Raw genomic sequence first — 23885 nt, 5'->3', positions numbered from 1 at the left:
CGCCACTGCTGGGCGCCGTTGTCCACCACCGCTTTGCGCGGGCGGGCGCGCGCGCGCGCGACCGCCCCGGCCACGCGCAGCGCCAGGTCGCCGGTCCCGGCGCGCAGCACCAGGGTGTCGCCGGGCCGTTTTCCCAGCCAGCCCTGGGCGGCCGGCGAGAGGAACAGCGCGTCGTCGGCCAGCACGTCCATCATGCGGCCCTCCTGCGGCACGCCGGTGAGGTCGGGCGAGATCTCGCCGGCGCGGAAGGCATCGATCCCGACGATGCGCAACGAACCCTGCGCGTCCGGGAAGCCGGCCGACAATTCGAGCACCGGCGTGGCCGCCGCCACCTGCGGCCGCGTGGCCAGGTCCGCGTAGATGGATTCGTCGATCAGGGGCTCGCGCCCGGCGACCTGGACGTCGGCCTGGCCCGACAGGGTCTTGACGGCGGCGGAGAATTCGTTGAAGGCGGCGGCGTTGATCAGGTGGATGGCGAAGCCCATCGCGACGCCGACCGCGATGGCGGCGATGGCAAGCAGCGCCCGCACCGGATGGGCGCGCCATTCGCCGAACAGCAGCCAGCGCGACAGAATGCCGGTGGGAAGGCTCAGGCCGGGCATTCCACCGCCAATGCCTCGGCCTGCCGCCGCGCCTGCGTGCGTGCGCGTTCGGCGTCGTCGCGGCCGGCCCGCCGTGCGTCCTCGCTGGCCCACTTGTGCTGCAGGCGCAGCTTGTCGCAGCGGCGCCGGACCGCGGCCGCCGCCCGTTGGGCCCGGACCGCCTCGCGCGCAGCCTGTTGTTCGCGCGCCGTGCGTGCCTCTTCGATTTCCTGCAGCTGCGCGCGCTCGCGGGCCAGGCGTTGCACGGCCTCCGGCGCCGGCGCCGGGGCGGCCTGCACTCTCAAGACTTGCGCGCCCGGGCCGCAGGGCCGGTCGTGATAGCTGAGCTTGCCGGCTTCGCTGCATTTGTAGATCGTGCCGGCGGCCGCGGCGCTCGAGGCCAGGCACAGGATCGCCGTCGAAAATTGCTTGCGCATATGAATGTCCCCCGTCATAGGATTTTGCCAGGGTTCATAATGCCGAGCGGGTCCATGGCGGTCTTGAGGGCACGCATCATGTCCAGTTCGACCGGGTCCTTGTAGCGCGCCAGTTCTTCGCGCTTGAGCGCGCCGATGCCATGTTCGGCCGAGATCGAACCGTGCATGCGCGCGACGCTGTCGTGGACGATGCGGTTCACCACGTCCTGGTGCGCCAGGAAGGCGTCGTGCCCGACGCCGCCAGGTGGCGCGACGTTGTAGTGCAGGTTGCCGTCGCCGAGGTGGCCGAAGCAGACCACCTGGCAGCCCGGAAAGGCCGCCTGCAGGGCGTTGTCGGTCTGGACGATGAAGTCCGGAATGCGCGACACCGGCAGCGAGATGTCGTGCTTGATGTTCTTGCCGGCGGCAGCCTGCGCCATCGAGATGTGTTCGCGCAGTTTCCACAGGCCGATCGACTGGCTCACCGAACTGGCCAGCACGGCGTCCAGCGCGATGCCGCCCTCCAGCGCCGCCCCGACCGCGGACTCGGCCAGGCCGGCGGCATGGTCTTCGGATTCGTTGCTCGACAGTTCCACCAGCGCGTACTGGGGATAGTGGTCGGCGAAGGGCCTGGGCAGGTCCGGGAAATGGGTGTGCACCAGGCGCAGGCAGAGGTCGGACATCAGCTCGAAGCCGGTCAGGGCTGCGCCGCAGCGTTCCTGCATCAGGGACAGCAGCGCCAGCGCGCCCTGCGCCGAGTCGAGCGCGACCAGTGCCGTCAGGGCCGCCTTCGGCTGCGGGTACAGCTTGAGCACGGCCGCGGTGATGACCCCGAGCGTGCCTTCGGCGCCGATGAAGAGATCGCGCAAGGCATATCCGGTGTTGTCCTTGCGCAGGCCGCGCAAGCCGTCCCATACCCGGCCCTGGGCGGTGACCACTTCCAGGCCCAGGCACAGCTCGCGGGTATTGCCGTAGCGTAGCACCGCGGTGCCGCCGGCATTGGTGGCCAGATTGCCGCCGATGGTGCAGCTGCCTTCGCTCGCCAGCGACAGCGGGAACAGCATGCCGGCTTCCAGCGCCGCCTGCTGGACGTCGACCAGGATGCAGCCCGCTTCGACCGTCATGGTGCGGTTGGCGGCATCGACCGCGCGGATGCGGTTCAGGCGCCGCAGCGACAGCACGACCGCGCTGCCGCTGGCGTCGGGAACGCTGCCGAGCACCAGCCCGGTGCGTCCGCCCTGGGGCACGATCGGCACGCGCGCCGCGGCGCAGGCGGCCACGACCTGCGCCACCTCGGCGGTATCGGCGGGGAGCACGACGGCGCGCGCGCGCCCGGTGAAGCGGCCGCGCCAGTCTTCGAGGAAGGGCGCCATCGCGCCGGGGTCCGTGACCAGGTTGGCGTCGCCGACGATGGCGCCGAGCGCGGCGGCCAACCCGGCCGGTCCGGCGCCGGCTGGCTGTGCTTCAGTCATGCGGCACTTTGACCTTGTCGAGCAGTTCCTTGGCCAGGCGCTTGGCTTCTTTCTTGTAGGGATGCAGGAACAGCAGCGCGCAGGCGTAGTAGACCACCACCAGCACGATCTCGCCGACCGCCATGGCGCGCGAGGCTTCCGAGGTGTCGGCCCAGGCCCGCACCACGCCTTCGGCGAAATACACGAGGATGACCATCGACGACCATTGCAGGGTGTAGAGATCGCGCTTGATCACCCCGCGCAAAGGCAGCAGCAGGGGCAGCGCCTTGAGCGCAAGGAGCGAGCCGCCCGGGTGCAGCGGTGCGACGAACACTTCCCAGGCCACGAGCCAGCCGATCAGCCAGATCAGGCTCGCGATTGCGCCGGCATGAAAGACTTTTGCGGTATCCATCATTGCATTCCGTGGAGTTTGACCGCCGCGTGGGCCAGGCGTTTCCCGAGCGCGATCGCGAGCACGCGCTCGTCCTCGGTCAGGGCGCGCTTGCCGTCGGCGCCGGCCCAGTGCGAGGCCCCGTAGGGGCTGCCGCCGCTGGCGGTATTCATGAGTTCAGGATGCGAGTAGGGCAGGCCCATCACCAGCATGCCGTGGTGCAGCAAGGGAAGCATCATCGACAGCAGGGTCGATTCCTGGCCGCCGTGTAGGCTGCCGGTGGAGGTGAAGACGACCGCCGGCTTGCCCGACAGCGTGCCGTTGACCCAGTCGGCGGCGGTGCCGTCGAGGAAATACTTGACGCTTGATGCCATGTTGCCGAAGCGGGTCGGCGAGCCGAGCGCCAGCCCGGCGCATTCGCGCAGGTCGTCCAGCTCGACGTAGGGGGCGCCTTCGCTCGGGATGTCGGGCGCGGTGGCCTCGGCCACGGTGGACACGGCGGGCACGGTGCGCAGGCGCGCCTCGAGCCCGGGCACGCTCTCGATGCCCTGGGCGACCAGTTCGGCCAGCTTGCGGGTGGCGCCGTGGCGCGAGTAGTACAACACGAGAATGGTCAGGTTCGGGGTCAGGGTCGGCTTCATCGTTGGTATTATAGGGCGCTTTGCTCAAATGACATGCTTATCCGGGGCGAATTGAAATCCATGTTCCAGACCTGATGCTTTCCAAAACCATTCACTCCCTGTCGCGCGGCACCGGCGAGCTGCTGGCCAATGGTGGCGAGCGCGCGCGCGGCCTGACGCTCCTCGAGGCCGGCGACCTGCTGCGCTTCGCCCAGCGCCGCCTGCGCGAAGAAAAATTGCCGCAGGTTGCAGGCAGCCTGACCTTCACGACCACGCTCGCGCTGGTGCCCCTGCTCACCATCGTACTGGCGATCCTGACCATCTTTCCGGTCTTCGATCAGTTGCGCATGGCGCTCGACACCTGGTTCGTGCAGACCCTGATGCCCAAGGCCATCGCCAACACGATCAGCGCCAACCTGACCCAGTTCGCCAGCAAGGCCAAGGGCCTGTCCCTGCTCGGCGCGGCGCTGCTGCTGCTGACGACGACCACGATGATGGGCATGATCGAGCGGGCCTTCAACCAGATCTGGGGCGTGCGCCGCCCGCGGCCATGGTCGCAGCGGATCCCGGTCTACTGGGCCATCATCACGCTCGGGCCGATCCTGATCGGCCTGTCGCTCAGCGCCACTTCCCAGCTGTTTACCGCCACCAGCGGACTGGTCGCTTCCTTTCCTTTCCTGGGCGCACTGTTCTACACCATCGTGTCGGTGGCCCTGAGCGCCGGCGCCTACATGCTGCTCTACATGGCGGTGCCGAACCGCCGGGTCCATTGGCGCGACGCCCTGTGGGGCGGGTTGGCCGCGGCGATCGCCTTCGAACTGGCCAAGCGCGGCTTCGCCCTGTTCATCAGCCGGTTCCCGACCTACGCCATCATCTACGGCGCCCTGGCGGCGCTGCCGCTGTTCCTGATCTGGATCTACCTGTCCTGGCTGATCACCCTGGTCGGCGCCGTGCTGGCCGCCGCCTTGCCGGTGGTGAAGTACGAACGCTGGAAGCACCAGCCGGCGCCGGGCAGCGCTTTCGTGGACGCGATGGCGCTGCTCAAGGTGCTGCACGGCAGCGCGGCGCTGACCGGGACGGCGCTGGTGCCCGGCGCGGCGATCCGGACACATACCCGCATCGGCTACGACGAGATGTCGATGCTGCTCGAGAAGATGGTGGCGGCCGGCTGGGTCGGACGGGTGCAGGACGAGTTGCCGCCCGGCGCGCGCTGGGGCCGCGCCACCCCCGAGCAGGCCGACAACTGGGTGCTGCTGGCCGACCCCGGCAAGCTGCGGCTGGCCGACGTCTACCGCCTGTTCGTCTTCGATGCGCCCCAGGCCGCAGAGCCGGCGCCGGCCACGCCGCTCGCGCTCGACACGGCCGCGCTGGCGCGCCAGGTGGAGGCGGCAGTGGAAGGCGGGCTGGAACAGAGCCTGGCCGCGCACTTCGCGGCCGCGCAGCGCACGGCTTGACGCGTCCGGAGCTTACCAGCTCAGTTTGCCAGTGAGCATCTGCCAGTACATCACCCAGTCGGCGCGGAACGAGAACCAGGGCTGGGAAAACGAGGCCGGCTTGTTCTTCTCGTAGAAGAAGTGGCCGATCCAGGCACCGCCGTAGCCGCTGACGAGCGCGAACAGCAGCCACCAGGCGTTCAGGCTGTCGATGTACTGGGCGATCGAGGCGATCGCCGACGAGGTGCCGATGAAGTGGGCGCGGCGGCAGCGCCGGTCGGCGTGCTGGGTCAGGTAGTAGGGATAGAATTCCGCGAAGCTGGCGAAACGGGCCGTCATGGCGTCTCCTGGCTGTCCTGGTAGGGGATGGTCGCGGCGAAGCCCGCCAGGGCGTCGAGCACCGCGTCGGGCGATTCGGCCATCATCTGGTGGCCGGCGTCCACCTTGACGATTCTGCCATGCTTGATGGCGCCGGTCAGCAGTGACGTCGACCGGGGTGGCGTCATTACGTCCTTCTTGCCGAATACGAACAGGGTAGGGCAGCGCACGGCGCCGGCGGCGGCTTCGCCCTGCGCGTAAGCGTTGCAGGCGGCAAAATCGGTGTAGAACAGCTGCGCGGGATTGCGCGCCGACATGCGCTGCATCAGGCGCCGCGCGCCGCCCATCACCGAGAAGCCGGGACCGGGGCAGGACGGCTTGTGCGCGATCGACGAGTGCGACCAGATGTTGACCATGTCGATGGCCGCCGCCTCGTCCGTGCGCGCGCTCTCGAGCAGGGTGTCGGAGACCTTCATCGGGTAGGTGCTGCCGAGCAGGGCCAGGCCGGCCACCCTGCCTGGCGCGCGCCGGCTGGCTTCCAGCGCGATGAGCGAGCCCATGCTGTGGCCGGCCAGCAGCGCGCGCTCGACGCCGGCCGCGTCCAGGAGCGCCAGGATCCAGTCGGCCATCGCTTCCACCTTGTCCAGGGCCGGGCCGCTGCTGCGCCCGTGGCCCGGCAGGTCGACCGCCAGCACCGCGTAGCCGTGGTGCGCCAGGTAGCGGCTCTGCAGGGCCCAGACCGAATGGTCGTTCTGGGCGCCATGGATCAGCACGATGCTGGGAAGCGCCGCATCGAAGGCCTTCCCGCCGGTGTAGGCGTAGGCGCCAGCGCCGTTGATGTCAAATTGCATCTCAGGCTCCCTTCTGGGCCAGTTTCAGGGCCCGCTTCAGGTCGTCGATCAGGTCGTCCGGGTCTTCGAGGCCGACAGACAGGCGCATCGTGCCTTCGGTAATGCCGGAGGCGGCCAGCTGCTCGGCCGGCACCCGGAAGTGCGTGGTCGAGGCCGGGTGGATGACCAGGGATTTCGCGTCGCCCACGTTGGCCAGGTGCGAGAACACCTGCAGGCTGTCGGCGAAGCGCCGTCCGGCCGCGCGGTCGCCCTTGAGCTGGAAGGTGAAGACGGCGCCGCAGCCTTTCGGCAGCAGGCGCTGGGCCAGGGCGTAGTCCGGATGCGATTCCAGTTCCGGGTAGGACACCGATTCCACCGCCGGATGCGACAGCAGGAATTCCACCACGCGCCGCGTATTGGCCACGTGGCGGTCCATGCGCAGGCCCAGGGTTTCGATGCCTTGCAGGATGGCGAAGGCATTGTGCGGGCTCATGGCCGCGCCGAAGTCGCGCAGGCCTTCGCGCCGCGCGCGCAGGGCGAAGGGGGCGACCGTCGACTCTTCCGCGAACACCATGCCGTGAAAGCCCTCGTAGGGCTCGCACAATTCCGGAAAGCGCCCGCTTCGCGCATGGGCGGCGTCCCAGTCGAAGGTGCCGCCATCGACCAGCAAGCCGCCAATGGCGGTGCCGTGGCCGCACAGGAACTTGGTGGCCGAATGGAACAGCAGGTCGGCGCCCAGTTCGAACGGACGCTCCAGGTACGGCGTGGTAAAGGTCGCGTCCACCATCAGCGGCAGGCCGTGCTCGTGCGCGATGCCGGCCACTGCCGGGATGTCGAGCACGTCCAGGCCCGGGTTGCCGAGGGTCTCGCCGAACAGCAGCTTGGTGGTCGGGCGGATCGCGGCGCGCCAGGCGTCCAGGTCGCGCGGGTCCACGAAGGTGGTCTCGACGCCGAAGCGGCGCAGCGTGTAGTGCAGCAGGTTGTGCGAGCCGCCGTACAGGGCGTTTGATGCCACGATGTGCGCGCCGGCGCCGGCGATGGTGACCAGACCCAGGTGCAGCGCGGCCTGGCCGCTGGCGGTGGCGATGCCGGCCACGCCGCCCTCGAGTGCGGCGATGCGCTCTTCCAGCACCGCGTTGGTCGGGTTCGAGATGCGCGAATAGACGTGGCCGGCGCGCTCCATGTTGAACAGGGACGCCGCATGATCCGAATCGCGAAACGCGAACGAGGACGTGAAATGGATCGGCGTGGCGCGCGCGCCGGTGCTCGGGTCGGGGGCGCTGCCGGCATGCAGGGCCAGCGTATCGAAGCCGGGGTACTGGGGACCGCTCATGGTGTTGACGCTTCCAGGTAAGGAGATGGCGGGCATCCTAGCATTGATTTATGCTTGCGCAACATTGCTCTTCCCTAAATTGGTGCAGCGCTGGATTTTTTGGCGGGCATCGGCTACAGTCAAGTTATGAGTTATACAAATATTGCTTCGATTACAAACCAACCGGACGGGGTGGCTACCATGAAAGTCTCCGAGATCCTGCAGGTCAAAGGCGAAATCCTCTATACCGTCACGCCCGACATGCCGCTGGTGCAGGCCGCCGCGACGATGGCCGAACGGGACATCGGCTCGCTGGTCGTCATGGAGTACGGCGACCTGGTCGGCATGCTGACCTTCCGCGAAGTGATCAAGGAACTGCACGCGCAGGGCGGGGCCCTCGGCAACGGCACCGTGCGCAAGGTGATGGACGACAGCCCGATCACCGTGACGCCGGATACCGAAGTCAACGAAGTGCGCCGCATCATGCTGGAAAAGCATGCGCGCTACCTGCCGGTGATGAATGCCCGCACCCTGCTGGGCGTGATCTCGTTCTACGACGTGGCCAAGGCGGTGCTGGAAGCGCAGAGCTTCGAAAACCGCATGCTCAAGGCGTATATCCGCGACTGGCCGGCCGAGCAGGCCGCGGAGGATTGATGTCGTAGGGAGGACGGCTTCGCCGTCCGCGCGTTCAACTTCCGGATGAGCCGTCACTGCACTTCACGGAGCTGAGCGCGTGCACGGCATCGCCGTGCACCTACACGATCGCGGCAGCGCGAATTACGCCGCCGCGATCAATGCCTGGTTCCCCAGCCACTCCTGCAGCGCCTCCGGCGACAGCGGCCGCGCGAACAGGAAGCCCTGCGCCAGCGGGCAGCCCAGCGTGCGCAGGATGTGCGCCTGGCGTTCGTCCTCGACCCCTTCCGCGACCACCGACAGACCCAGGTTGCGGCCCAGTTGGATCACCATTTCCGCAATGCTGCTGCCGCGCGCCGATCCGGTGATTTCGGTGACGAAGGTGCGGTCGATCTTCAGGCGGTCCACCTGCAGGCGCTGCAGGTGCGACAGCGACGAGAAGCCGGTGCCGAAGTCGTCGATCGCGATCGACACGCCGGTGCGCTTGACCTGCGCCAGCTTTTCCACCAGCAGCGCCGGCTCTTCCATGGCCATCGATTCGGTGATCTCCAGTTCCACGAACTCGGGCGGCGCGCCGGTCGTGTCCAGCGCGCGGCGCAGCATCTCCACGAACTGCGGATGGCGGAACTGCACCTGCGAGACGTTCACCGACATCGTGAAGTCCAGATGCCCGCTGGCGCGCAGGCGCACCAGCTCGAGCAGGGCCTGGCGCAGCACCCATTCGCCGATGTCGACGATCAGGCCCGAGTATTCGGCGATCGGGATGAAGCGGTCCGGTCCCACCATGCGCCCGTCCTCGGTGCGCCAGCGCAGCAGCGCCTCGGCGCCGAAGGGGCGGTTGCTGGCCAGGTCGACCTGCGGCTGGTAGGCCAGGAACAGTTCGCCGCGCTGGAAGCCGCTGCGCAGGGCGTGCATCATGCGCACGCGTTCGCGGATCTCGACGCCCATGCTTCGAGAAAAGTAGAAGTGTCCGGCGCGCTGCTGCGACTTGGCGCGCTTGAGCGCGATGTCGGCATCCTTGAGCGCGTCGGCGCCGGTGCCGTCGTGCTCCGACAAACGGACCAGGCCAAGCGTCGCCGATACCTGCACGTCCTGGCCGTCGATGTGGAAGGGCACCCGGAACAGCGCCTGGATCGCGGCCGGCTGCACCGCGGCGGCATCGCCCAGCACGCAGAAGATGTCACCGCCAATGCGGGCGATCTCCAGTTGCGGGACGAGTTGCGACTTGAGGCGCTTGCCGACCGCCGCCAGCAGCAGGTCGCCGAAATGGTGGCCCAGCGCGTCGTTGGTCTCGGCAAAATGGTCGAGGTCGACGAGGGCCAGCGTGCAGGCGCTGCGCCGCGGGCCCGCGAGCAGGGCGTCGATCAGCTCGACCAGGCGGGTGCGGTTCGGCAGGCCGGTCAGCTGGTCGCGGAACGCTGCCTGGTTCAGGTGCGTGACCAGTTCGACGTTGTCCAGGCCGACGGCCACCACGCTGGCGAACACGTCGAGCAGGCGGCGCTCCATCTCGCCGACCTGGCGTTCGAAGGGGATGCAGGCGGCGAAGTCGCGGCCGGCCTTGCCGGGAAAATGCAGGGTCAGCCAGCCGTCGGCCGCGAGGCCGGCGCGCGCGCCCAGGGTGCGGCCGGCCACGTCGGCCAGCCTCGGGTAGCGCTGCGGACTCAGTTCGCGGCCCTCGAGCCCTGCATGGTCGCCCGCCGCCGCCACCACGTGCAGGATGTCGGGCCGGCCCTGGCCGCTTTCGCGCACGCACAGCACGCCGGCGGCGTCCTGCCCGAGCAGGGTGGCGGCCTGGCGCAGCACGCCCTGGGCCACATCGACCACGCCGTGCAGGGACATCAGGGAGGCGCCGGCCGAGACGATGTGTTCCAGGCCTGCGCGGCCGGCTTCGAGCGCGCGCAACTGCTGGTAGGAACGGACCGCGGCGGCCACCGCGGTGTACAGCTTGGTGCGGGTGAGTTCGGACTTGGTGCGGTAGTCGTTGATGTCGTAACCGCGGATCGCGTCGATCTCGGGTGCGTATCCGGGCTGGCCGGTGCGCAGGATGATGCGCACTTCGATCATGCCCAGGTCCTCGCGGATCTGGCGTACCAGTTGCAGGCCGGCATCGGGACGTTCCATCACCACGTCGAGCAGGACCACGGCGATGTCCGGCTGGCATTCGAGGATGGCGCGCGCTTCGCGCGCTGAATGGGCGTGCAGGAATTCCAGCGGACGGCCCTGCATCTCGACGTTCTTCAGGGCGAAGGTGGTGGTCGAATGCACGTCGGCGTCGTCGTCCACGACCAGGATGCGCCACGCGGGGCGAATGGGTGGGGGCGGGGACAGGTCGGCCTCCTCGGCGAAGACCAGGTCGTCTCGGTCGCCGCTCGTGTGCGTCAAGGTGCCTAAGGGCGGCATCGGGGCAGACATGCGCTACATCTCCAGTTGGCTGGTCTTTTTGATGCCCTCAGTATATATGCAATTGCTAACAGGGAAGCCTTCGAGGGGGCTTGGCGGGTAAATATGTATCCATACGGCAACTCTTCTCCCGCTAAAGGGAGAGAATTGCGGGCCGCAGCGGCGCCGTGGGGGTCTTCTGACTTGCCGCCGCCATGCTGGTAGAATGACAAACCCACCAATTTGAAAACAGACCCACCATGTCCGGCAACTCCTTCGGCAAGCTGTTCTCCGTTACCACTTTTGGCGAGTCGCATGGCCCGGCCATCGGCTGCGTCATCGACGGCTGCCCGCCCGGCATGGCGCTCTCCGAAGCCGACATCCAGCCCGAGCTCGACCGTCGCAAGCCCGGCACCTCACGCCACGTGACGCAGCGCCAGGAGGCCGACCGGGTGCAGATCCTGTCGGGCGTCTACCAGGGCGTGACCACCGGCACCCCGATCGCCCTCCTGATTCCCAACGAAGACCAGCGCAGCAAGGACTACGGCAACATCACCGAGACTTTCCGCCCCGGCCATGCCGACTACACCTATTGGCACAAGTACGGCGTGCGCGACCCGCGCGGCGGCGGCCGCTCCTCGGCGCGCCTGACCGCCCCGATCGTCGGCGCCGGCGCGGTGGCGAAGAAGTGGCTGCGCGAACGCCACGGCACCGAATTCTTCGGCTGCATGACCCAGTTGGGCGACATCGCCGTGCCCTTCGAGTCCTTCGAGCACGTGCATGCGAATCCCTTCTTCGCCGCGACCGCGGACGCCGACCTGTTGGCCCGCATGGAAGCGGCGATGGACGAACTGCGCCGCGCCGGCGACTCGATCGGCGCGCGCATCGACGTGGTGGCGCGCGGCGTGCCGGTGGGCTGGGGCCAGCCAATCTACGACAAGCTCGACGCAGACATCGCCTACGCGATGATGGGGATCAATGCGGTCAAGGGCGTGGAGATCGGCGCGGGTTTCGCCTCGGTGGCGCAGAAGGGCTCGGAGCATGGCGACGAGCTGACGCCGGATGGTTTTGTCGGCAACAACGCCGGCGGGGTGCTGGGCGGGATCTCGACCGGCCAGGACATCACGGTCTCGATCGCGATCAAGCCGACCTCGTCGATCCGCACGCCGCGCCGTTCGATCGACAAGGACGGCAAGCCGGTCATGGTCGAGACCTTCGGCCGCCACGACCCTTGCGTGGGGATTCGCGCGACGCCGATCGCCGAGGCGATGCTGGCGCTGGTGCTGATCGACCATGCGCTGATGCACCGGGCGCAATGCGGGGACGTGAGCGTGGGCACGCCGAAGCTGGGTTGATCAGGCTGGTGCGCGGCTTCGTCGAAGCCGCGCCGCTCAAGAAGTCTCCAGCATATCCAACGTCATCCCGGCGCAGGCCGGGATCCAGGTTCGTTCCGCCACCACAACTCAACAGACTTGGGTTCCGGCCTGCGCCGGAACGACGGTCTTCAAGCTAGGCGGACGACACGGTGGGAGCGAACTCACACCCGGGTCGCCACCGCCTCCACCTGGTGGCGCCGCTCCACCGTGCGCACCACCAGGCCGCGCAGGTCGTTGAGCAGCGAGAACTCGGTCTGGCTCAGCACCACCTGCGGGAAGCTGTCGTCCCACTCGCCGTAGATGAAGCCGGCGGGCTGTCCGTGGGCGCACAGCGGGATCACGACGAAGCAGCGCGCCTCGCTCAGGGTGCCTTTCCACCAGCCCGGCAGCTTGGCCGCGAACTTGGGGTCCTGGGCGTTCTCGATGAAGATCACGCGGTCGCTTCCCAGCGCCGCATGGAACACGTTCGGCTCGTAGGCGTCGTCGAAGGCCAGGTTGGCTAGCTGTGCCTTGCTGCCTTCGCCCAGGCCCAGGCGCGCGCAGTAGCGGCCCTCGCGGCGGTTGCGCAAGAAAGCGAACGAGCGGGTGAAGGACAGGCCCTTGTGGATGGTCTCCAGGGCCATCGACATCATCTGGCCGGGCGTCGCGTTCACGCCGGCGTCGCGCATGTCGGCCACGCCGCTCATCAATACCTTGTTGCCGGCCATGCGCTTGCGGGTCGCGGCCGCCAGTTTCGCGCGCTTCTCGGCCGGCTTGGCGAGCGGGGCGATGGTCAGGTCCGAGGCGGCGGTTTCGCGCGCCTTGTCGATCGCGCTCAGCAGGCCGGTCGCTTCCACGCCGAGCATCGGGGCGAAGCTCTCGGCCAGGGCGCTCACGCGGCTCGCCGCGGCTTCGTCGTCGTGCCACAGGGCGTCGGCGGCCCGGGTCGACATGGTGCCGAGCGCGGCCAGCCAGTCGTCATGGCCGAAGCCTTCTCCGCGCTCGCCCGGTTCGACGCGGCGCATGCCCGCGACCAGGTTGCGCGGCAGGCCCCAGTGTTCGGCGGTGGCGCGGCCGACCTCTTCCAGCGACAGGCCGAGCAAGGTTTCGGCCGCCAGTTCCTCGCGGCCGGCGCCGCCCGCCTCGCGCAACTGGGCCCAGCGCTCCGGCATGTAGAAGGTGACCATCATGCGGCCCAGCGAATGCAGGATCGAGCACACCACGGCCTCCTCGGGGTCGCGCGAGACCGCGCTGGCGGCCACCTGCTGGGCCACCATGCCGGCCAGCACCGCCTTTTCCATCTCGATGTGGGCGGTCTCGGTGTCGGGGGTGGACTTGGCCAGTTCCTCGATCAGCTTCAGGCCCAGCGCCAGGTGCCCGATGGCCTCGGTCCCGAGCACCAGCACCGCTTTCGACACCGTGTTGATGCGCTGGCCGAAGGCCGAGTACATGCCGCTGTTCGCCAGGCGCAGCACCTTCTGGGTCAGGACCGGGTCCGACAGCACCGTCTGGGTCATCGAGAACTCGCGCTCGTCCTCGCCGCGCATGGAGGCCAGGATGGCGTTGATGGCCTTGGTGAAGCCCGGCATGTCGCCCTGCCTGCGGATGCGTTCCCACAGCAGGGAAAGGGTGGCTTCGGCCCTGGGCGAGCGCGGGGTGTCGGAGAGTTGGGTCATGGTCGGATCGCCCGGAAATCGTGCGGCAGTAATTCGGTGTAGAGGTTTTCTTTCAGGGCCGTCAGGGCCACGTGGGCCGGCATCGGCTTGCCGGTCAGGTAGCCTTGCACGTACTGGCAGCCCAGGGCGTCCAGCCAGGCCAGCTGCGCTTCGGTCTCGACCCCTTCGGCCACCACCGACAGGTCGAGGTGCTTGGCCAGGTCGAGCACCGCGTTGCAGATCGCCGCGTCCTTCTCGGCGCCCGGCAGGTCCTTGACGAAAGCGCGGTCGACCTTCAGGACCGAGATCGGGAAGCGCTTCAGGTAGGCCAGGCTCGAATAGCCGGTGCCGAAGTCGTCGATCGCGATGCGCGCGCCGCGTTCGGCCATCCTGGCCAGCACCGACTCGGCATGCACCGGATCGACCATCAGCGTGCCCTCGGTGATCTCGAGCACCAGCTTGCTTCCCGGCGTGCCGGACAGGGCCAGCGCATCGTCCAGCACGGTGAGGAACTTGTCGTTCCTGAACTGGCGCGGGCTGATGTTGACCGAGATGTAGAGCGCGCGGCCGGCCGCTTCCTCGAACTGGCGGATCTGCATGCAGGCCGCCTTCAATGCCCAGGCGCCGAGCAGGTTGATCAGGCCGTTGGTTTCGGCGATCGGGATGAAGCGGCCCGGGGGCACCATGCCGAGGCTCGGGTGCTTCCAGCGCATCAGGGTCTCGAAGCCTTCGATGGTGCGGTTGCGGGTATCGACGATCGGCTGGTAGTAGAGCTGGAATTCGCCCTCGCGCACGGCATTGAACATCGCGGCCTCGAGCGAGATGTCGTGCTCGGGCGGGCCCTGGTCGCGCGCGCTGTAGGTGACGGTGCGGGCCTTGCCGGTCTCCTTGGCGCGCGACATGGCGGTGTCGGCCAGGGTCACGAGCCGCACTTCGTCCTCGGCATGCTCGGGATACACCGACACCCCGATCGAGCCGGCCAGGTAGATGGTGTGGCCGTCGATCTCGAAGGGCGACTGCAGCGCTGCCATCAGGCGCCCGGTGACCAGCTTGATCTGGGCCTCGTTGCTGGACCCCGGCAGCACCGCGACGAACTCGTCGCCGCCGACCCGCGCCAGGGTGTCGCTGTCGCGCAGCGTGCGGCGCAGGCGTGCCGCGGCCATGCGCAGCACCGCGTCGCCGACCGCGTGCCCGAGTCCGTCGTTGACCTTCTTGAAACCGTCCAGGCCGATGGTGGCGACGGCGAAGCCCTGGCCGGAGCGGCGCGCGTTGGCGATTACCATGCGGATGCGGTCCGACAGCAGCACCCGGTTCGGCAGTTCGGTGAGCGAGTCGTGGGTCGCCATGTGGCGCAGGCGTTCCTCGGTGGCGTGCTGGGCCGACATGTCGCGGCCGATCACGAGCAAGGGGGCATCGTCGCCGGACGCGATCGTGGCGATGCGCAGTTCGAACCAGATGTCGCGTTCCTTGCAGCGAAAGCGCGCTTCGACCAGCGCCGGATTGCCGCTGGCGGCAGCGGCGAGGAGGGCGTTCTTCAGCGCCTGCTGGTCGACGTCATGCGCCAGCGACACCAGGGGGCGACCCTTGATTTCCACGCCGTTCAGGGTCAGCGCCCGGCGACTGGCGGCGCGCACCTGGCCGCCGGGGGTCACGCGGAACACGATGTCGCCGGCCGCTTCGAGCAGGCTGTCGAGCAGCGGGGAAGGCTGCTTGCGCGGCTCGAACGGGGCGGCGGTGGAACTGGTGTGCATTCTGTGATGTCTGCCTTGTTGTTGCTGGCACGCGCTGACAGGCCACGTGTGAATCATGCAAGTCTACCAAACCCGGTATGACTGTAGCATCCAAAGATTCCGAAAGGCATTTAAAAATCACAAGCGCCCGTCTGGTTTTGTTTGTCCTTGCGCTACAGCAGAGGCTTGCCTTCGGCAGTCCTTTGCGTTAGCGTTGTTGCAGTCAATGCAAGCTAATCGATCTGCTATTGTCGCTGATTATTGCTCCATAGCAAATTCCTCAATGATGATGTCTTCTGAGTTGATGCTCGGCTGCAACACTTGGTCGCAGATCCTCCATCTATAACGGAAGAGAGAGCGAAAAATGAAGCCCTTCGACACCCACGACGTGCTGAACCAGGCCGCGCCGTTCGCCGACGTGAACCTGTTCCGCTGCGATCCCGCCCTGCGCGAGGCGGTCGAACGCGAAGGGGCTGGCTGGGCCGGCACCGCGCTGGACGCCCTGGGCGCCGAACTCGGGCGCGCCGAGATCCTCGACCTGGCGCGCGTGGCGAACGCCAACGGGCCGCGCCTGGTGAGTTACGACCGCATGGGCAACCGGGTCGACGAAGTCGAGTTCCATCCGGCCTGGCACCAGTTGATGGCGCTCCTGATCCGCGCCGGCGCCCATTCGGCGCCCTGGGTCGATGCCCGTCCGGGCGCCCAGGTCGCGCGCGCCGCCCAGTACCTGCTGTTCGGCCAGGTGGAGAACGGCGTCCAGTGCCCGGTGACCATGACCTTCGCCTCGGTGCCGGCCCTGCGCCGCGTGCCCCGGCTTGCGGCCACCTGGCTGCCGAAGATCCTGTCGAACGACTACGATCCGCGCGCGCTGCCGGTGGCGCGCAAGCGCGGCGCGCTGGTCGGCATGGGCATGACCGAGAAGCAGGGCGGCAGCGACGTGCGCGCCAATACCACCCGCGCCGCGCCGATGCTCCCGGGCGAGGCCAGCGAGCGCTTCGGCCCCGAGGGCGAGGGCGCCTGGCGCATCGTCGGCCACAAATGGTTCTTCTCGGTGCCGCAGTCCGACGCCCACCTGATCCTGGCCCAGACCGGCGATGGCGGGAGTGCCGCCGGGGCGGCGGACCACCCGAGCTGCTTCTTCGTGCCGCGCTTTCTACCGGACGGCAGCCGCAACGCGATCCGTGTGCAGCGCCTGAAGGACAAGCTGGGCAACCGCTCGAACGCCTCATCGGAAGTGGAATTCCAGGACGCGGTCGGGTGGATGGTCGGCGCCCCGGGGCGCGGCATCCCCACCATCCTCGAGATGGGCGGCTACACCCGGCTCGATTGCGTGCTCGGCAGCGCCGGCATCATGCGCGCGGCGCTGTGCCATGCGCTGCACCACGCGCGCGGGCGCAGCGCCTTCGGGCGCCTTCTCAGCGAGCAGCCCCTGATGCAGAACGTGCTGGCTGACCTCGCGCTCGAATCCGAAGCCGCCACCGCGTTCGCGCTGCGCCTGGCGCGCTGTGTCGACCAGGGCGCCGATCCGTCGCAGGCCCTGCTGGGGCGCATCCTGACCCCGGCCGGCAAGTACTGGATCTGCAAGCGCGGCCCCGCCTTCGGGGCCGAGGCCATGGAGGTCATGGGCGGCAACGGCTACGTCGAGGACGGGCCGCTGGCGCGCCTGTACCGGGAATTCCCGGTCAACTCGATCTGGGAAGGCTCGGGCAACGTCATGTGCCTGGACGTGCTGCGCGCGCTCGGCAAGTCCTTGCCGGAGGCGCGCGCGGCCCTGGCCGCCGAGCTGGAACCGGCAGCCAATCTCGATGCGCGCTTCGGCCAGTACACGGCCCGGCTGCTCGACGAACTGCCGGCCCTGGTCCAGGACGAGGGCGGCGCGCGCCGCCTGGCCGAGCGCCTGGTGCTGGCGGTGCAGGCCGCGCTGCTGCTGCGCCATGCGCCGGGCTACGTGTCGGAGGCCTTCGTGGCCTCGCGCATCGCGCGCGAGCCGGGCGGCGCCTTCGGACGGCTGCCGGCCGCCAGCGACTGCGCGGCGATCCTGGCGCGGGCGCTGGCGCCGCAGTAAAGACGGGGAAAACGCGCGCGGCTGCGTGCACGGCTGCGCGTACTTGTCGAAATGTGCAGAAAAGAAGGACAAATGCGCGCGTGGCTGGGATAATGCCGGTCCAAGAGCATTACACCGACACGTTCGATATCGACCATGAAACAAGATCCGCGCTTCCCCAACCTCTTCATCCTGAACCACCCGCTCATCCAGCACAAGCTGTCGCACATGCGCGAGCACGATACCTCCACGCGCACCTTCCGCGAACTGCTGCGTGAGATCACGCTCTTGATGGGGTACGAGATCACGCGCGACCTGCCGCTGACCACCCGCACCGTGCAGACGCCGCTGGTGACGATCGAGGCGCCGGTCATCGCCGGCAAGAAGCTGGCGATCGTGCCGATCCTGCGCGCCGGCATCGGCATGAGCGACGGCCTGCTGGAACTGGTGCCTTCGGCACGCGTCGGCCACATCGGCGTGTTCCGCGATCCGGACACCCACGAGCCGGTGGAGTACCTGGTGCGCCTGCCGGACACCAACGAGCGGACCTTCATCCTGTGCGACCCGATGATCGCGACCGGCAATTCGGCGGTGCATGCCGTCGACGTGCTGAAAAAACGCGGCGTGCCGAGCGAGCAGATCCTGTTCCTGGCGCTGGTGGCCGCGCCGGAAGGCCTCGATGTGTTCCAGAAGTCGCATCCGGACGTGAAGGTCTATGTCGCCTCGCTCGACTCGCACCTGAACGAGGATGCGTACATCGTGCCGGGCCTGGGCGACGCCGGCGACCGCATCTTCGGCACCAAATAAGCGGCAGGCGCGAGGAGGGTGGAGATGCACGGTGCCGACCAGCAGTTCTTCTCGCGCCTGGCGTCGGCGAACGCCGGCTTCGCCAGTCGCCTGCCCGCAATCCTGGAGCGCATCGCGGCGCTCGGCGCCGAGCTCGACCCCTTGCAGCCCGCCGCCACCGCCGGCGAACTGCAGGCCATGCTGCACACGATGGCCGGCTCGGCCGTCACCTTCGGCTACCGCGGCCTCGGCCAGCATGCGCGCCTGCTGGAGCAGCGCCTGCGCGTGCTGACCGCTTTCGAGACCGTGGCCCCTAGCGACTGGGCCGCCTGGGTCGGCGAACTGCTGCAGTTCGTGGAGGCGGCACGCCGCGACCCGCGCGGCCTGGCCTGAAACCGGAAAGCCGGCGGCAATATTGTGCGGCTGCTCTAGCCCATGAGTAATAACTGCGTGATGTCCAGTCGCAGTAAGTCAATGTCATATCGTTTGATGCCGCACAAACTTGCAACCACTTGCTGACCTATATTCTTATTACTGCCGATTTAAAAACAGACCGGTAAAAGTTGAAGTTAGGAACTTTTACAGGAATTGTTGCAGAAACCCGCTTTTTTATTTTGCGAAAAGCGTGTCGCGCCGTTTTTATTCGGTATAATACGGGATCGTTGGGTTGTAGGTAGTAGTGCAGTTAGTCTGTCATTCCTTTCTTGCTTCTTCAAACGATCTTAAACGGGCGCAAGCCCACTTAACTGAAATAGGAAATTGTAATGGCAACTGGCATCGTTAAATGGTTCAATGACTCGAAGGGTTTCGGCTTCATCACCCCTGATGAAGGCGGCGAAGATCTGTTCGCACACTTCTCGGCAATCCAGAGCAACGGCTTCAAATCGCTGCAAGAGAACCAGCGCGTTTCGTTCGACGTGACCACCGGCCCGAAGGGCAAGCAGGCCGCGAACATCCAGCCGCTGTAATCGCTCTCCAGCGATAGCAAAAATCCCCGGATTGCCGGGGATTTTTTTTGCCCGTTCGGCTCACGATCTTACCCGCGTTGCATGGCTGGCCATCAAATCCGCCAGTATTCCGGCTGAGAATAGCTGCGGCGCAAGAAGTCGACGAAAGCGCGTATCCGCAAGGGCAGGTGCTGCCGCTGAGCAAATACAGCATAAATGTCATTACCGGGCGCCGCGAATTCGTCCAGCACCGTGCACAGTTCGCCGGCAGCGATCTGCGCGCCCACTTCCCACATCGAGCGCCAGGCCAGCCCCTTGCCGGCCAGGGCCCAGGCGTGCAGGACGGCGCCGTCGTTGCACTCCATGTTGCCGCCCACCTTCAGGGTGACCGGCTTGCCCTTGTCGAGGAAGGTCCAGCCGCGCTGGCTGCCTTCGCTGCTGATCGCCAGGCAGTTGTGTTTCGCGAGATCGGCCAGTACCTGCGGCCGCCCGTGGCGCTTCAGGTAGGCTGGCGTGCCGACCACGACGCGGTGGTTGTCGGCCAGCTTGGCGCCGACCAGGCTGGAATCGGTCAGGCTGGCGATGCGGATCGCCACGTCGACGCCTTCGCCGATCACGTCGACCAGGCGGTCGGTGAGGTTCAGGTTGACGGTCAGTTCGCGGTGCTCGGCCAGGAAGGAGGGCAGCAAGGGCGCCACGTGCTGGCGCCCGAACCCGGCCGGGGCCGAGACCAGCAAGTGCCCGGTGGCGCGCGCGCTGCGTTCGGCGGCGGCGGACTCGGCCTCGTCGAGGTCGGCCAGGATGCGCTGGCAGTCCTCCAGGAAGGCCGCGCCCTCGTCGGTGAGCGCCAGGCGGCGCGTGGTCCGCTGCAGCAGCTTGACGCCGAGCCGCGCTTCGAGGGCGTCGAGGCGGCGCCCGATCATGGCCGGGGCGATTCCTTCGGCGCGTGCCGCCGCCGACAGGCTGCCGCGCGCGACCACGTCGACGAAGGTCGAGATTTGCTTGAACTTGTCCATTCTTCCACACGTGCTCGATTTGATACAAAAACGCACAGATGTAGTGCGAAAATGTATCGTTTAGCTACCTATAAGTGAATATACTTGATGCTATGACAAACGCCAAGGCTGCTCTGAGCAGCCTGGAGCGAGCAAACGCTTTCCCACTTACAGGAGTTGAGCAATGACGATCGCCACCCCCGCCGGCATGCAGATCACCGCCGAGATCAAGCCTGGTTACGAACAGATCCTGACGCCGGACGCCCTCGACCTGGTCGCGAAGCTGTCGCGCGCCTTCGAGCCGCGCCGCCAGGAATTGCTGGCCGCACGCGCCGAACGGGCGCGCCGTCTCGACGCCGGCGAGCGTCCCGACTTCCTGCCCGAGACGGCGCACATCCGCGACGGCGACTGGAAGATCGCGCCGATCCCGCAGGCGCTGGCCTGCCGGCGCGTGGAGATCACCGGTCCGGTCGAACGCAAGATGGTCATCAATGCGCTCAACTCCGGCGCCGACAGCTACATGACCGACTTCGAGGATTCGAACACGCCGAACTGGGACAACCAGATCACCGGCCAGATCAACATGATGGATGCCGTGCGCCGCACCATCTCGCTCGAGCAGAACGGTAAAACCTACCAATTGAACGAGAAGGTGGCCACCCTGGTGGTGCGCCCGCGCGGCTGGCACCTGGACGAGAAGCATGTGCTGGTGGACGGCCAGCGGGTCTCGGGCGGCATCTTCGACTTCGCCCTGTTCATGTTCCACAATGCCAAGGAACAATTGGCGCGCGGCGCCGGGCCCTATTTCTATCTGCCGAAGATGGAGTCGCACCTGGAAGCGCGCCTGTGGAACGACATCTTCCTCATGACCCAGGACGCGCTCGGCCTGCCGCGCGGGACCATCCGGGCCACCGTGCTGATCGAGACCATCCTGGCCGCCTTCGAGATGGACGAGATCCTGTACGAACTGCGCGAACACAGCGCCGGCCTGAATGCGGGCCGCTGGGACTACATCTTCTCGTGCATCAAGAAGTTCAAGCTGGACAAGGACTTCTGCCTGGCCGACCGCGCCAAGGTGACCATGACGTCGCCTTTCATGCGCGCCTATGCGCTGCTGCTGCTCAAGACCTGCCACAAGCGCGGCGCGCCGGCGATCGGCGGCATGTCGGCCCTGATTCCGATCAAGAACGATCCGGCGAAGAACGAGGTGGCCATGGGCGGCGTGCGGGGCGACAAGGCGCGCGACGCGACCGACGGTTACGACGGCGGCTGGGTGGCGCACCCGGGCCTGGTCGACCTGGCCATGACCGAGTTCGTGAAGGTGCTCGGCGACAAGCCCAACCAGATCGACAAGCAGCGTCCGGACGTGAACGTGACGGCTGCGGAACTGCTCGACTTCAAGCCGGAGACCCCGATCACGGAAGAGGGCCTGCGCTACAACATCAACGTCGGCATCCACTACCTGGGCGCCTGGCTGGCCGGCAATGGCTGCGTGCCGATCCATAACCTGATGGAAGATGCGGCGACGGCCGAGATCAGCCGCTCGCAGGTGTGGCAGTGGATCCGGACGCCCAAGGGCGTGCTCGTGGATGGCCGCAAGGTGACGGCCGAGATGGTGCGCGCGATGATTCCGGAAGAGCTGGCCAAGGTAAAGGCGGTGGCGCCGAACGGGGAGAGCCCGAGCTATGCGCGGGCGGCCGAGATCTTCGAGCAGATGTCGACCTCGGATACGTTTGCCGAGTTCCTGACCTTGCCGCTGTACGAGGAGATTTGAGTCTGCGGTTGTGCTTATCGTAGGGTGGGCGGGTTTCCCGCCCACGCGGCGATGGTTTGCAGCGAGATCATCCGACGCGATATTAACGCCGGTAACAATCACCGCGTGGGGTGTACCGGGCCAGTGGCCCGATACACGAGCCGCCCACCCTACAACATCAAAACACGTTCTTCCATTCGCGCAGCGCGGCGAAGGCCTCGACCGACGTCGCGCCTTCCTTCAGCCTGCCGGCCTGCACCAGGCGGTTGACGATCCCCGGCTCCGTATAGCGCAGGAAGGGATTCGTGCCGCGCTCGAGCCCGATGGTCGAGGGCACCGTCGGCAGCCGGGTGCCGCGCCGCTCGCTCGCATCCTTCATGCGCAGGGCGATCGCCTGGTTATCGGGCTCGACCGCCTGGGCGAAGCGCAGGTTCGATACCGTGTATTCGTGCGCGCAATAAACCAGCGTATCGTCCGGCAGGGCGGCGAGCTTGGCCAGCGAATCCGCCATCTGTGCGGGGCTGCCTTCGAACAGCCGGCCGCAGCCGCCGGCAAACAGGGTGTCGCCGCAGAACAGCCAGTGCGCACCCGGCGTGCGCCGCACGTAGGCGATGTGTCCCCGGGTATGGCCCGGCACTTCGAGCACCTCGAGCACCAAGTCGAGTCCTGGCACCTCCACGCGTTCGCCTTCGCCCAGGGCCTGCGTGATGCCCTCGATGCCGTCATGACGCGGACCGAATACCGGAACACTGCCCTGCGCCAACAAGGCGGGCACGCCTCCGATATGGTCAGCATGGTGATGGGTGAGTAAAATGGCAGAAAGGGTAAGATGGTGTTCGGCCAATGCTTGTTGGATGGGGCCGGCATCGCCCGGGTCGACCACTGCCGCATGGACGCCGTCATGGATCGCCCACAGGTAATTGTCGTTAAAGGCGGGAACGGTGAGGACCGACAGGTCCTGGCGTACGTGTCTCGTCATGGTAAATGTGGAGGCTGAAAGGGTTGCATGGACAGCGCGTCATCGGAAAAATCCATTATAGCGCTCGACCACTGGCTGCAATCGCCGGCGGGCGCCTACGTGCGCGCCTTCGAGCAAGCCTGCCTCGACGAGTTGACGGTCGACATCTTCGGCTTCAATGCGCTGCAGATCGGCGTGCCACAACTGGACGCGCTGGCGGCCAGCCGCATGCCCAACAAGTGGCAGGCCGCGATCCGCACCTCGACCGCCGACGAACTCGCCTTCGCGGCGGGCGGCCAGCAGATCGCGGTGGCCCTCGACTTCGAGGAGTTGCCGTTCGCCTCGCACAGCATCGACCTGGTGGTGCTGCCGCACGTGCTCGAGTTTGCCAGCGAGCCGCACCAGGTGCTGCGCGAGGTCGAGCGCGTCCTGATCCCGGAAGGGCAATTGATTATCTGCGGTTTCAATCCGGCCAGCCTGTGGGGCATGCGCCAGGGCGTGGGCAAGGTCACGCGCAACGGCTACCTGCCGGCCTCCGGCGAGTTCATCTCTATGCCGCGCCTGAAGGACTGGTTAAAATTGCTGAATCTCGGCGTCAGCCGCAGCCATTTCGGCTGCTACGCGCCGCCGTGCCGGACAGCCCACTGGCTGAGCCGGTTCTCGATGATGGAGTCGGCCGGCCGGCGCTGGTGGCCCTACCTGGGCGCCGTGTACGTGGTCCACGCCATCAAGCGGGTCAAGGGCATGCACATCATCGGACCTGCATGGAACAAGAAAACGAGCAAGCGGCCGGCAGCAGTGCCGGCGGCGAACAGAGAATGAGCGAAGCACAAACGAATCCAACCAAGGTGGAAATCTATACCGACGGCGCCTGCAAGGGCAATCCAGGAACCGGCGGCTGGGGCGCGCTCCTGGTCTCGAATGGCCACGAAAAGGAAATCTATGGCGGCGAGCCGAACACCACCAACAACCGCATGGAACTGCGCGCCGTGATCGAGGCCCTCGGCGTGCTGAACCGCCCATGCCAGGTCGTCCTGCATACCGACAGCCAGTACGTGCAGAAGGGGATCTCGGAATGGATCCACGGCTGGAAGGCGCGCGGCTGGAAGACCTCGACGAAAGAGCCGGTGAAGAACGACGACCTGTGGAAGGCGCTCGACCTGGCGCAGCAGCAGCACGCGGTCGAATGGCGCTGGGTGCGCGGCCACAACGGCCATCCGGGCAACGAGCGCGCCGACGTGCTGGCCAACCGCGGCGCGGCCTCGGTGCGTCGCTAATTCGCGTCAGGCGGTCGATGA

General features: G+C 67.2%; 22 protein-coding genes and 1 pseudogene. 10 read left to right on the top strand and 13 right to left on the bottom strand.

Features of this window, described 5'->3' with window-relative positions; genetic code table 11:
• The 5 genes and pseudogenes from ACK4S9_RS09985 to wrbA form a co-directional block, all read right to left on the bottom strand.
• Positions 1-602: pseudogene (locus tag ACK4S9_RS09985) on the bottom strand (ABC transporter permease); the annotation flags it as partial.
• Positions 590-1018, bottom strand: a complete 429-nt coding sequence (locus tag ACK4S9_RS09980) for a DUF4124 domain-containing protein (protein ID WP_409724895.1) — start codon at positions 1016-1018, stop codon at positions 590-592. The pseudogene ACK4S9_RS09985 and the gene ACK4S9_RS09980, both read right to left, overlap by 13 nt.
• Before the next feature lie 14 nt (positions 1019-1032).
• On the bottom strand, positions 1033-2469 hold the full coding sequence (locus tag ACK4S9_RS09975; RefSeq protein WP_409724892.1) for an FAD-binding oxidoreductase: 1437 nt from the start codon (positions 2467-2469) through the stop codon (positions 1033-1035).
• Positions 2462-2863, bottom strand: a complete 402-nt coding sequence (locus tag ACK4S9_RS09970) for a DUF2069 domain-containing protein (RefSeq protein ID WP_409724890.1) — start codon at positions 2861-2863, stop codon at positions 2462-2464. The genes ACK4S9_RS09975 and ACK4S9_RS09970 overlap by 8 nt, the downstream gene beginning before the upstream one ends.
• Complete coding sequence (gene wrbA, locus ACK4S9_RS09965; RefSeq protein WP_409724887.1) at positions 2860-3480, bottom strand: NAD(P)H:quinone oxidoreductase; 621 nt, start codon at positions 3478-3480, stop codon at positions 2860-2862. Before wrbA ends, ACK4S9_RS09970 begins: the two co-directional genes overlap by 4 nt.
• A gap of 74 nt (positions 3481-3554) precedes the next feature.
• Between wrbA and ACK4S9_RS09960 the strand changes: the two genes are divergently transcribed.
• Positions 3555-4913, top strand: a complete 1359-nt coding sequence (locus tag ACK4S9_RS09960) for a YihY family inner membrane protein (RefSeq protein WP_409724884.1) — start codon at positions 3555-3557, stop codon at positions 4911-4913.
• A 12-nt stretch (positions 4914-4925) separates the two neighbouring features.
• On the opposite strand, the gene ACK4S9_RS09955 is transcribed toward ACK4S9_RS09960, so the two are convergent.
• Genes ACK4S9_RS09955 through ACK4S9_RS09945 form a run of 3 tightly spaced genes read right to left on the bottom strand, consistent with a single transcriptional unit; the run spans position 4926 to position 7373 of the window.
• Entirely contained in the window at positions 4926-5231 is a 306-nt protein-coding gene (locus ACK4S9_RS09955) for an Mpo1-like protein (protein ID WP_409724881.1), read from the bottom strand.
• Positions 5228-6061, bottom strand: coding sequence for an alpha/beta fold hydrolase (locus tag ACK4S9_RS09950; protein ID WP_409724878.1), 834 nt, complete (start codon positions 6059-6061; stop codon positions 5228-5230). Before ACK4S9_RS09950 ends, ACK4S9_RS09955 begins: the two co-directional genes overlap by 4 nt.
• Position 6062: 1 nt before the next feature.
• The gene (locus ACK4S9_RS09945; RefSeq protein ID WP_409724876.1) at positions 6063-7373 is read right to left on the bottom strand and encodes an O-acetylhomoserine aminocarboxypropyltransferase; all 1311 of its coding nucleotides are present in this window, start codon (positions 7371-7373) and stop codon (positions 6063-6065) included.
• A gap of 180 nt (positions 7374-7553) precedes the next feature.
• Here ACK4S9_RS09945 and ACK4S9_RS09940 point away from each other — a divergent pair, with 180 nt between their 5' ends.
• Positions 7554-8006 carry a CBS domain-containing protein gene (locus ACK4S9_RS09940; RefSeq protein ID WP_409724873.1) on the top strand — a complete coding sequence of 151 codons (453 nt, stop codon included), beginning with the start codon at positions 7554-7556 and terminating at the stop codon, positions 8004-8006.
• Positions 8007-8129: 123 nt separating this feature from the next.
• Here ACK4S9_RS09940 and ACK4S9_RS09935 read toward each other — a convergent pair whose 3' ends face one another.
• The gene (locus ACK4S9_RS09935) at positions 8130-10397 is read right to left on the bottom strand and encodes an EAL domain-containing protein (protein ID WP_409724870.1); all 2268 of its coding nucleotides are present in this window, start codon (positions 10395-10397) and stop codon (positions 8130-8132) included.
• A 227-nt stretch (positions 10398-10624) separates the two neighbouring features.
• Between ACK4S9_RS09935 and aroC the strand changes: the two genes are divergently transcribed.
• The gene (gene aroC, locus ACK4S9_RS09930) at positions 10625-11719 is read left to right on the top strand and encodes a chorismate synthase (RefSeq protein WP_409724867.1); all 1095 of its coding nucleotides are present in this window, start codon (positions 10625-10627) and stop codon (positions 11717-11719) included.
• A 182-nt stretch (positions 11720-11901) separates the two neighbouring features.
• On the opposite strand, the gene ACK4S9_RS09925 is transcribed toward aroC, so the two are convergent.
• Both ACK4S9_RS09925 and ACK4S9_RS09920 read right to left on the bottom strand, forming a co-directional pair.
• Positions 11902-13395 carry an HDOD domain-containing protein gene (locus tag ACK4S9_RS09925; RefSeq protein ID WP_409724865.1) on the bottom strand — a complete coding sequence of 498 codons (1494 nt, stop codon included), beginning with the start codon at positions 13393-13395 and terminating at the stop codon, positions 11902-11904.
• Entirely contained in the window at positions 13392-15125 is a 1734-nt protein-coding gene (locus ACK4S9_RS09920; protein WP_409724863.1) for a putative bifunctional diguanylate cyclase/phosphodiesterase, read from the bottom strand. Before ACK4S9_RS09920 ends, ACK4S9_RS09925 begins: the two co-directional genes overlap by 4 nt.
• A gap of 343 nt (positions 15126-15468) precedes the next feature.
• Between ACK4S9_RS09920 and ACK4S9_RS09915 the strand changes: the two genes are divergently transcribed.
• From ACK4S9_RS09915 to ACK4S9_RS09900, 4 genes are all read left to right on the top strand, one after another.
• Positions 15469-17169, top strand: a complete 1701-nt coding sequence (locus ACK4S9_RS09915) for an isovaleryl-CoA dehydrogenase (protein WP_409724861.1) — start codon at positions 15469-15471, stop codon at positions 17167-17169.
• Positions 17170-17304: 135 nt separating this feature from the next.
• A complete protein-coding gene (upp, locus tag ACK4S9_RS09910) occupies positions 17305-17955 on the top strand; it encodes a uracil phosphoribosyltransferase (RefSeq protein ID WP_409724859.1) in 651 nt (216 codons plus the stop codon).
• Between the two features lie 24 nt (positions 17956-17979).
• Entirely contained in the window at positions 17980-18327 is a 348-nt protein-coding gene (locus tag ACK4S9_RS09905; RefSeq protein WP_409724857.1) for an Hpt domain-containing protein, read from the top strand.
• Positions 18328-18698: 371 nt separating this feature from the next.
• On the top strand, positions 18699-18902 hold the full coding sequence (locus tag ACK4S9_RS09900; RefSeq protein ID WP_027867533.1) for a cold-shock protein: 204 nt from the start codon (positions 18699-18701) through the stop codon (positions 18900-18902).
• A 92-nt stretch (positions 18903-18994) separates the two neighbouring features.
• Here ACK4S9_RS09900 and ACK4S9_RS09895 read toward each other — a convergent pair whose 3' ends face one another.
• On the bottom strand, positions 18995-19897 hold the full coding sequence (locus ACK4S9_RS09895) for a LysR family transcriptional regulator (RefSeq protein ID WP_409724854.1): 903 nt from the start codon (positions 19895-19897) through the stop codon (positions 18995-18997).
• Positions 19898-20060: 163 nt separating this feature from the next.
• Here ACK4S9_RS09895 and aceB point away from each other — a divergent pair, with 163 nt between their 5' ends.
• Positions 20061-21650, top strand: coding sequence for a malate synthase A (gene aceB, locus ACK4S9_RS09890; RefSeq protein WP_409724851.1), 1590 nt, complete (start codon positions 20061-20063; stop codon positions 21648-21650).
• A 157-nt stretch (positions 21651-21807) separates the two neighbouring features.
• On the opposite strand, the gene gloB is transcribed toward aceB, so the two are convergent.
• Positions 21808-22608: a hydroxyacylglutathione hydrolase gene (gloB, locus tag ACK4S9_RS09885; protein ID WP_409724848.1), complete on the bottom strand. Its 801-nt coding sequence runs from the start codon at positions 22606-22608 to the stop codon at positions 21808-21810.
• Positions 22609-22635: 27 nt separating this feature from the next.
• On the opposite strand from gloB, the gene ACK4S9_RS09880 reads away from it, so the two are divergent.
• Both ACK4S9_RS09880 and rnhA read left to right on the top strand, forming a co-directional pair.
• Positions 22636-23409: a class I SAM-dependent methyltransferase gene (locus ACK4S9_RS09880; RefSeq protein ID WP_409724845.1), complete on the top strand. Its 774-nt coding sequence runs from the start codon at positions 22636-22638 to the stop codon at positions 23407-23409.
• A complete protein-coding gene (gene rnhA / locus ACK4S9_RS09875; protein WP_409724842.1) occupies positions 23406-23864 on the top strand; it encodes a ribonuclease HI in 459 nt (152 codons plus the stop codon). The genes ACK4S9_RS09880 and rnhA overlap by 4 nt, the downstream gene beginning before the upstream one ends.
• The last annotated feature ends 21 nt before the right edge of the window (positions 23865-23885 follow it).

The sequence above is a fragment of the Massilia sp. genome, from assembly GCF_046293535.1.
In the GTDB taxonomy this organism is placed as follows: Bacteria; Pseudomonadota; Gammaproteobacteria; order Burkholderiales; family Burkholderiaceae_D; genus Telluria.
The sequence above is the reverse complement of the archived record's forward strand: the minus strand, read 5'-3'. Positions and strand labels throughout refer to the sequence as shown.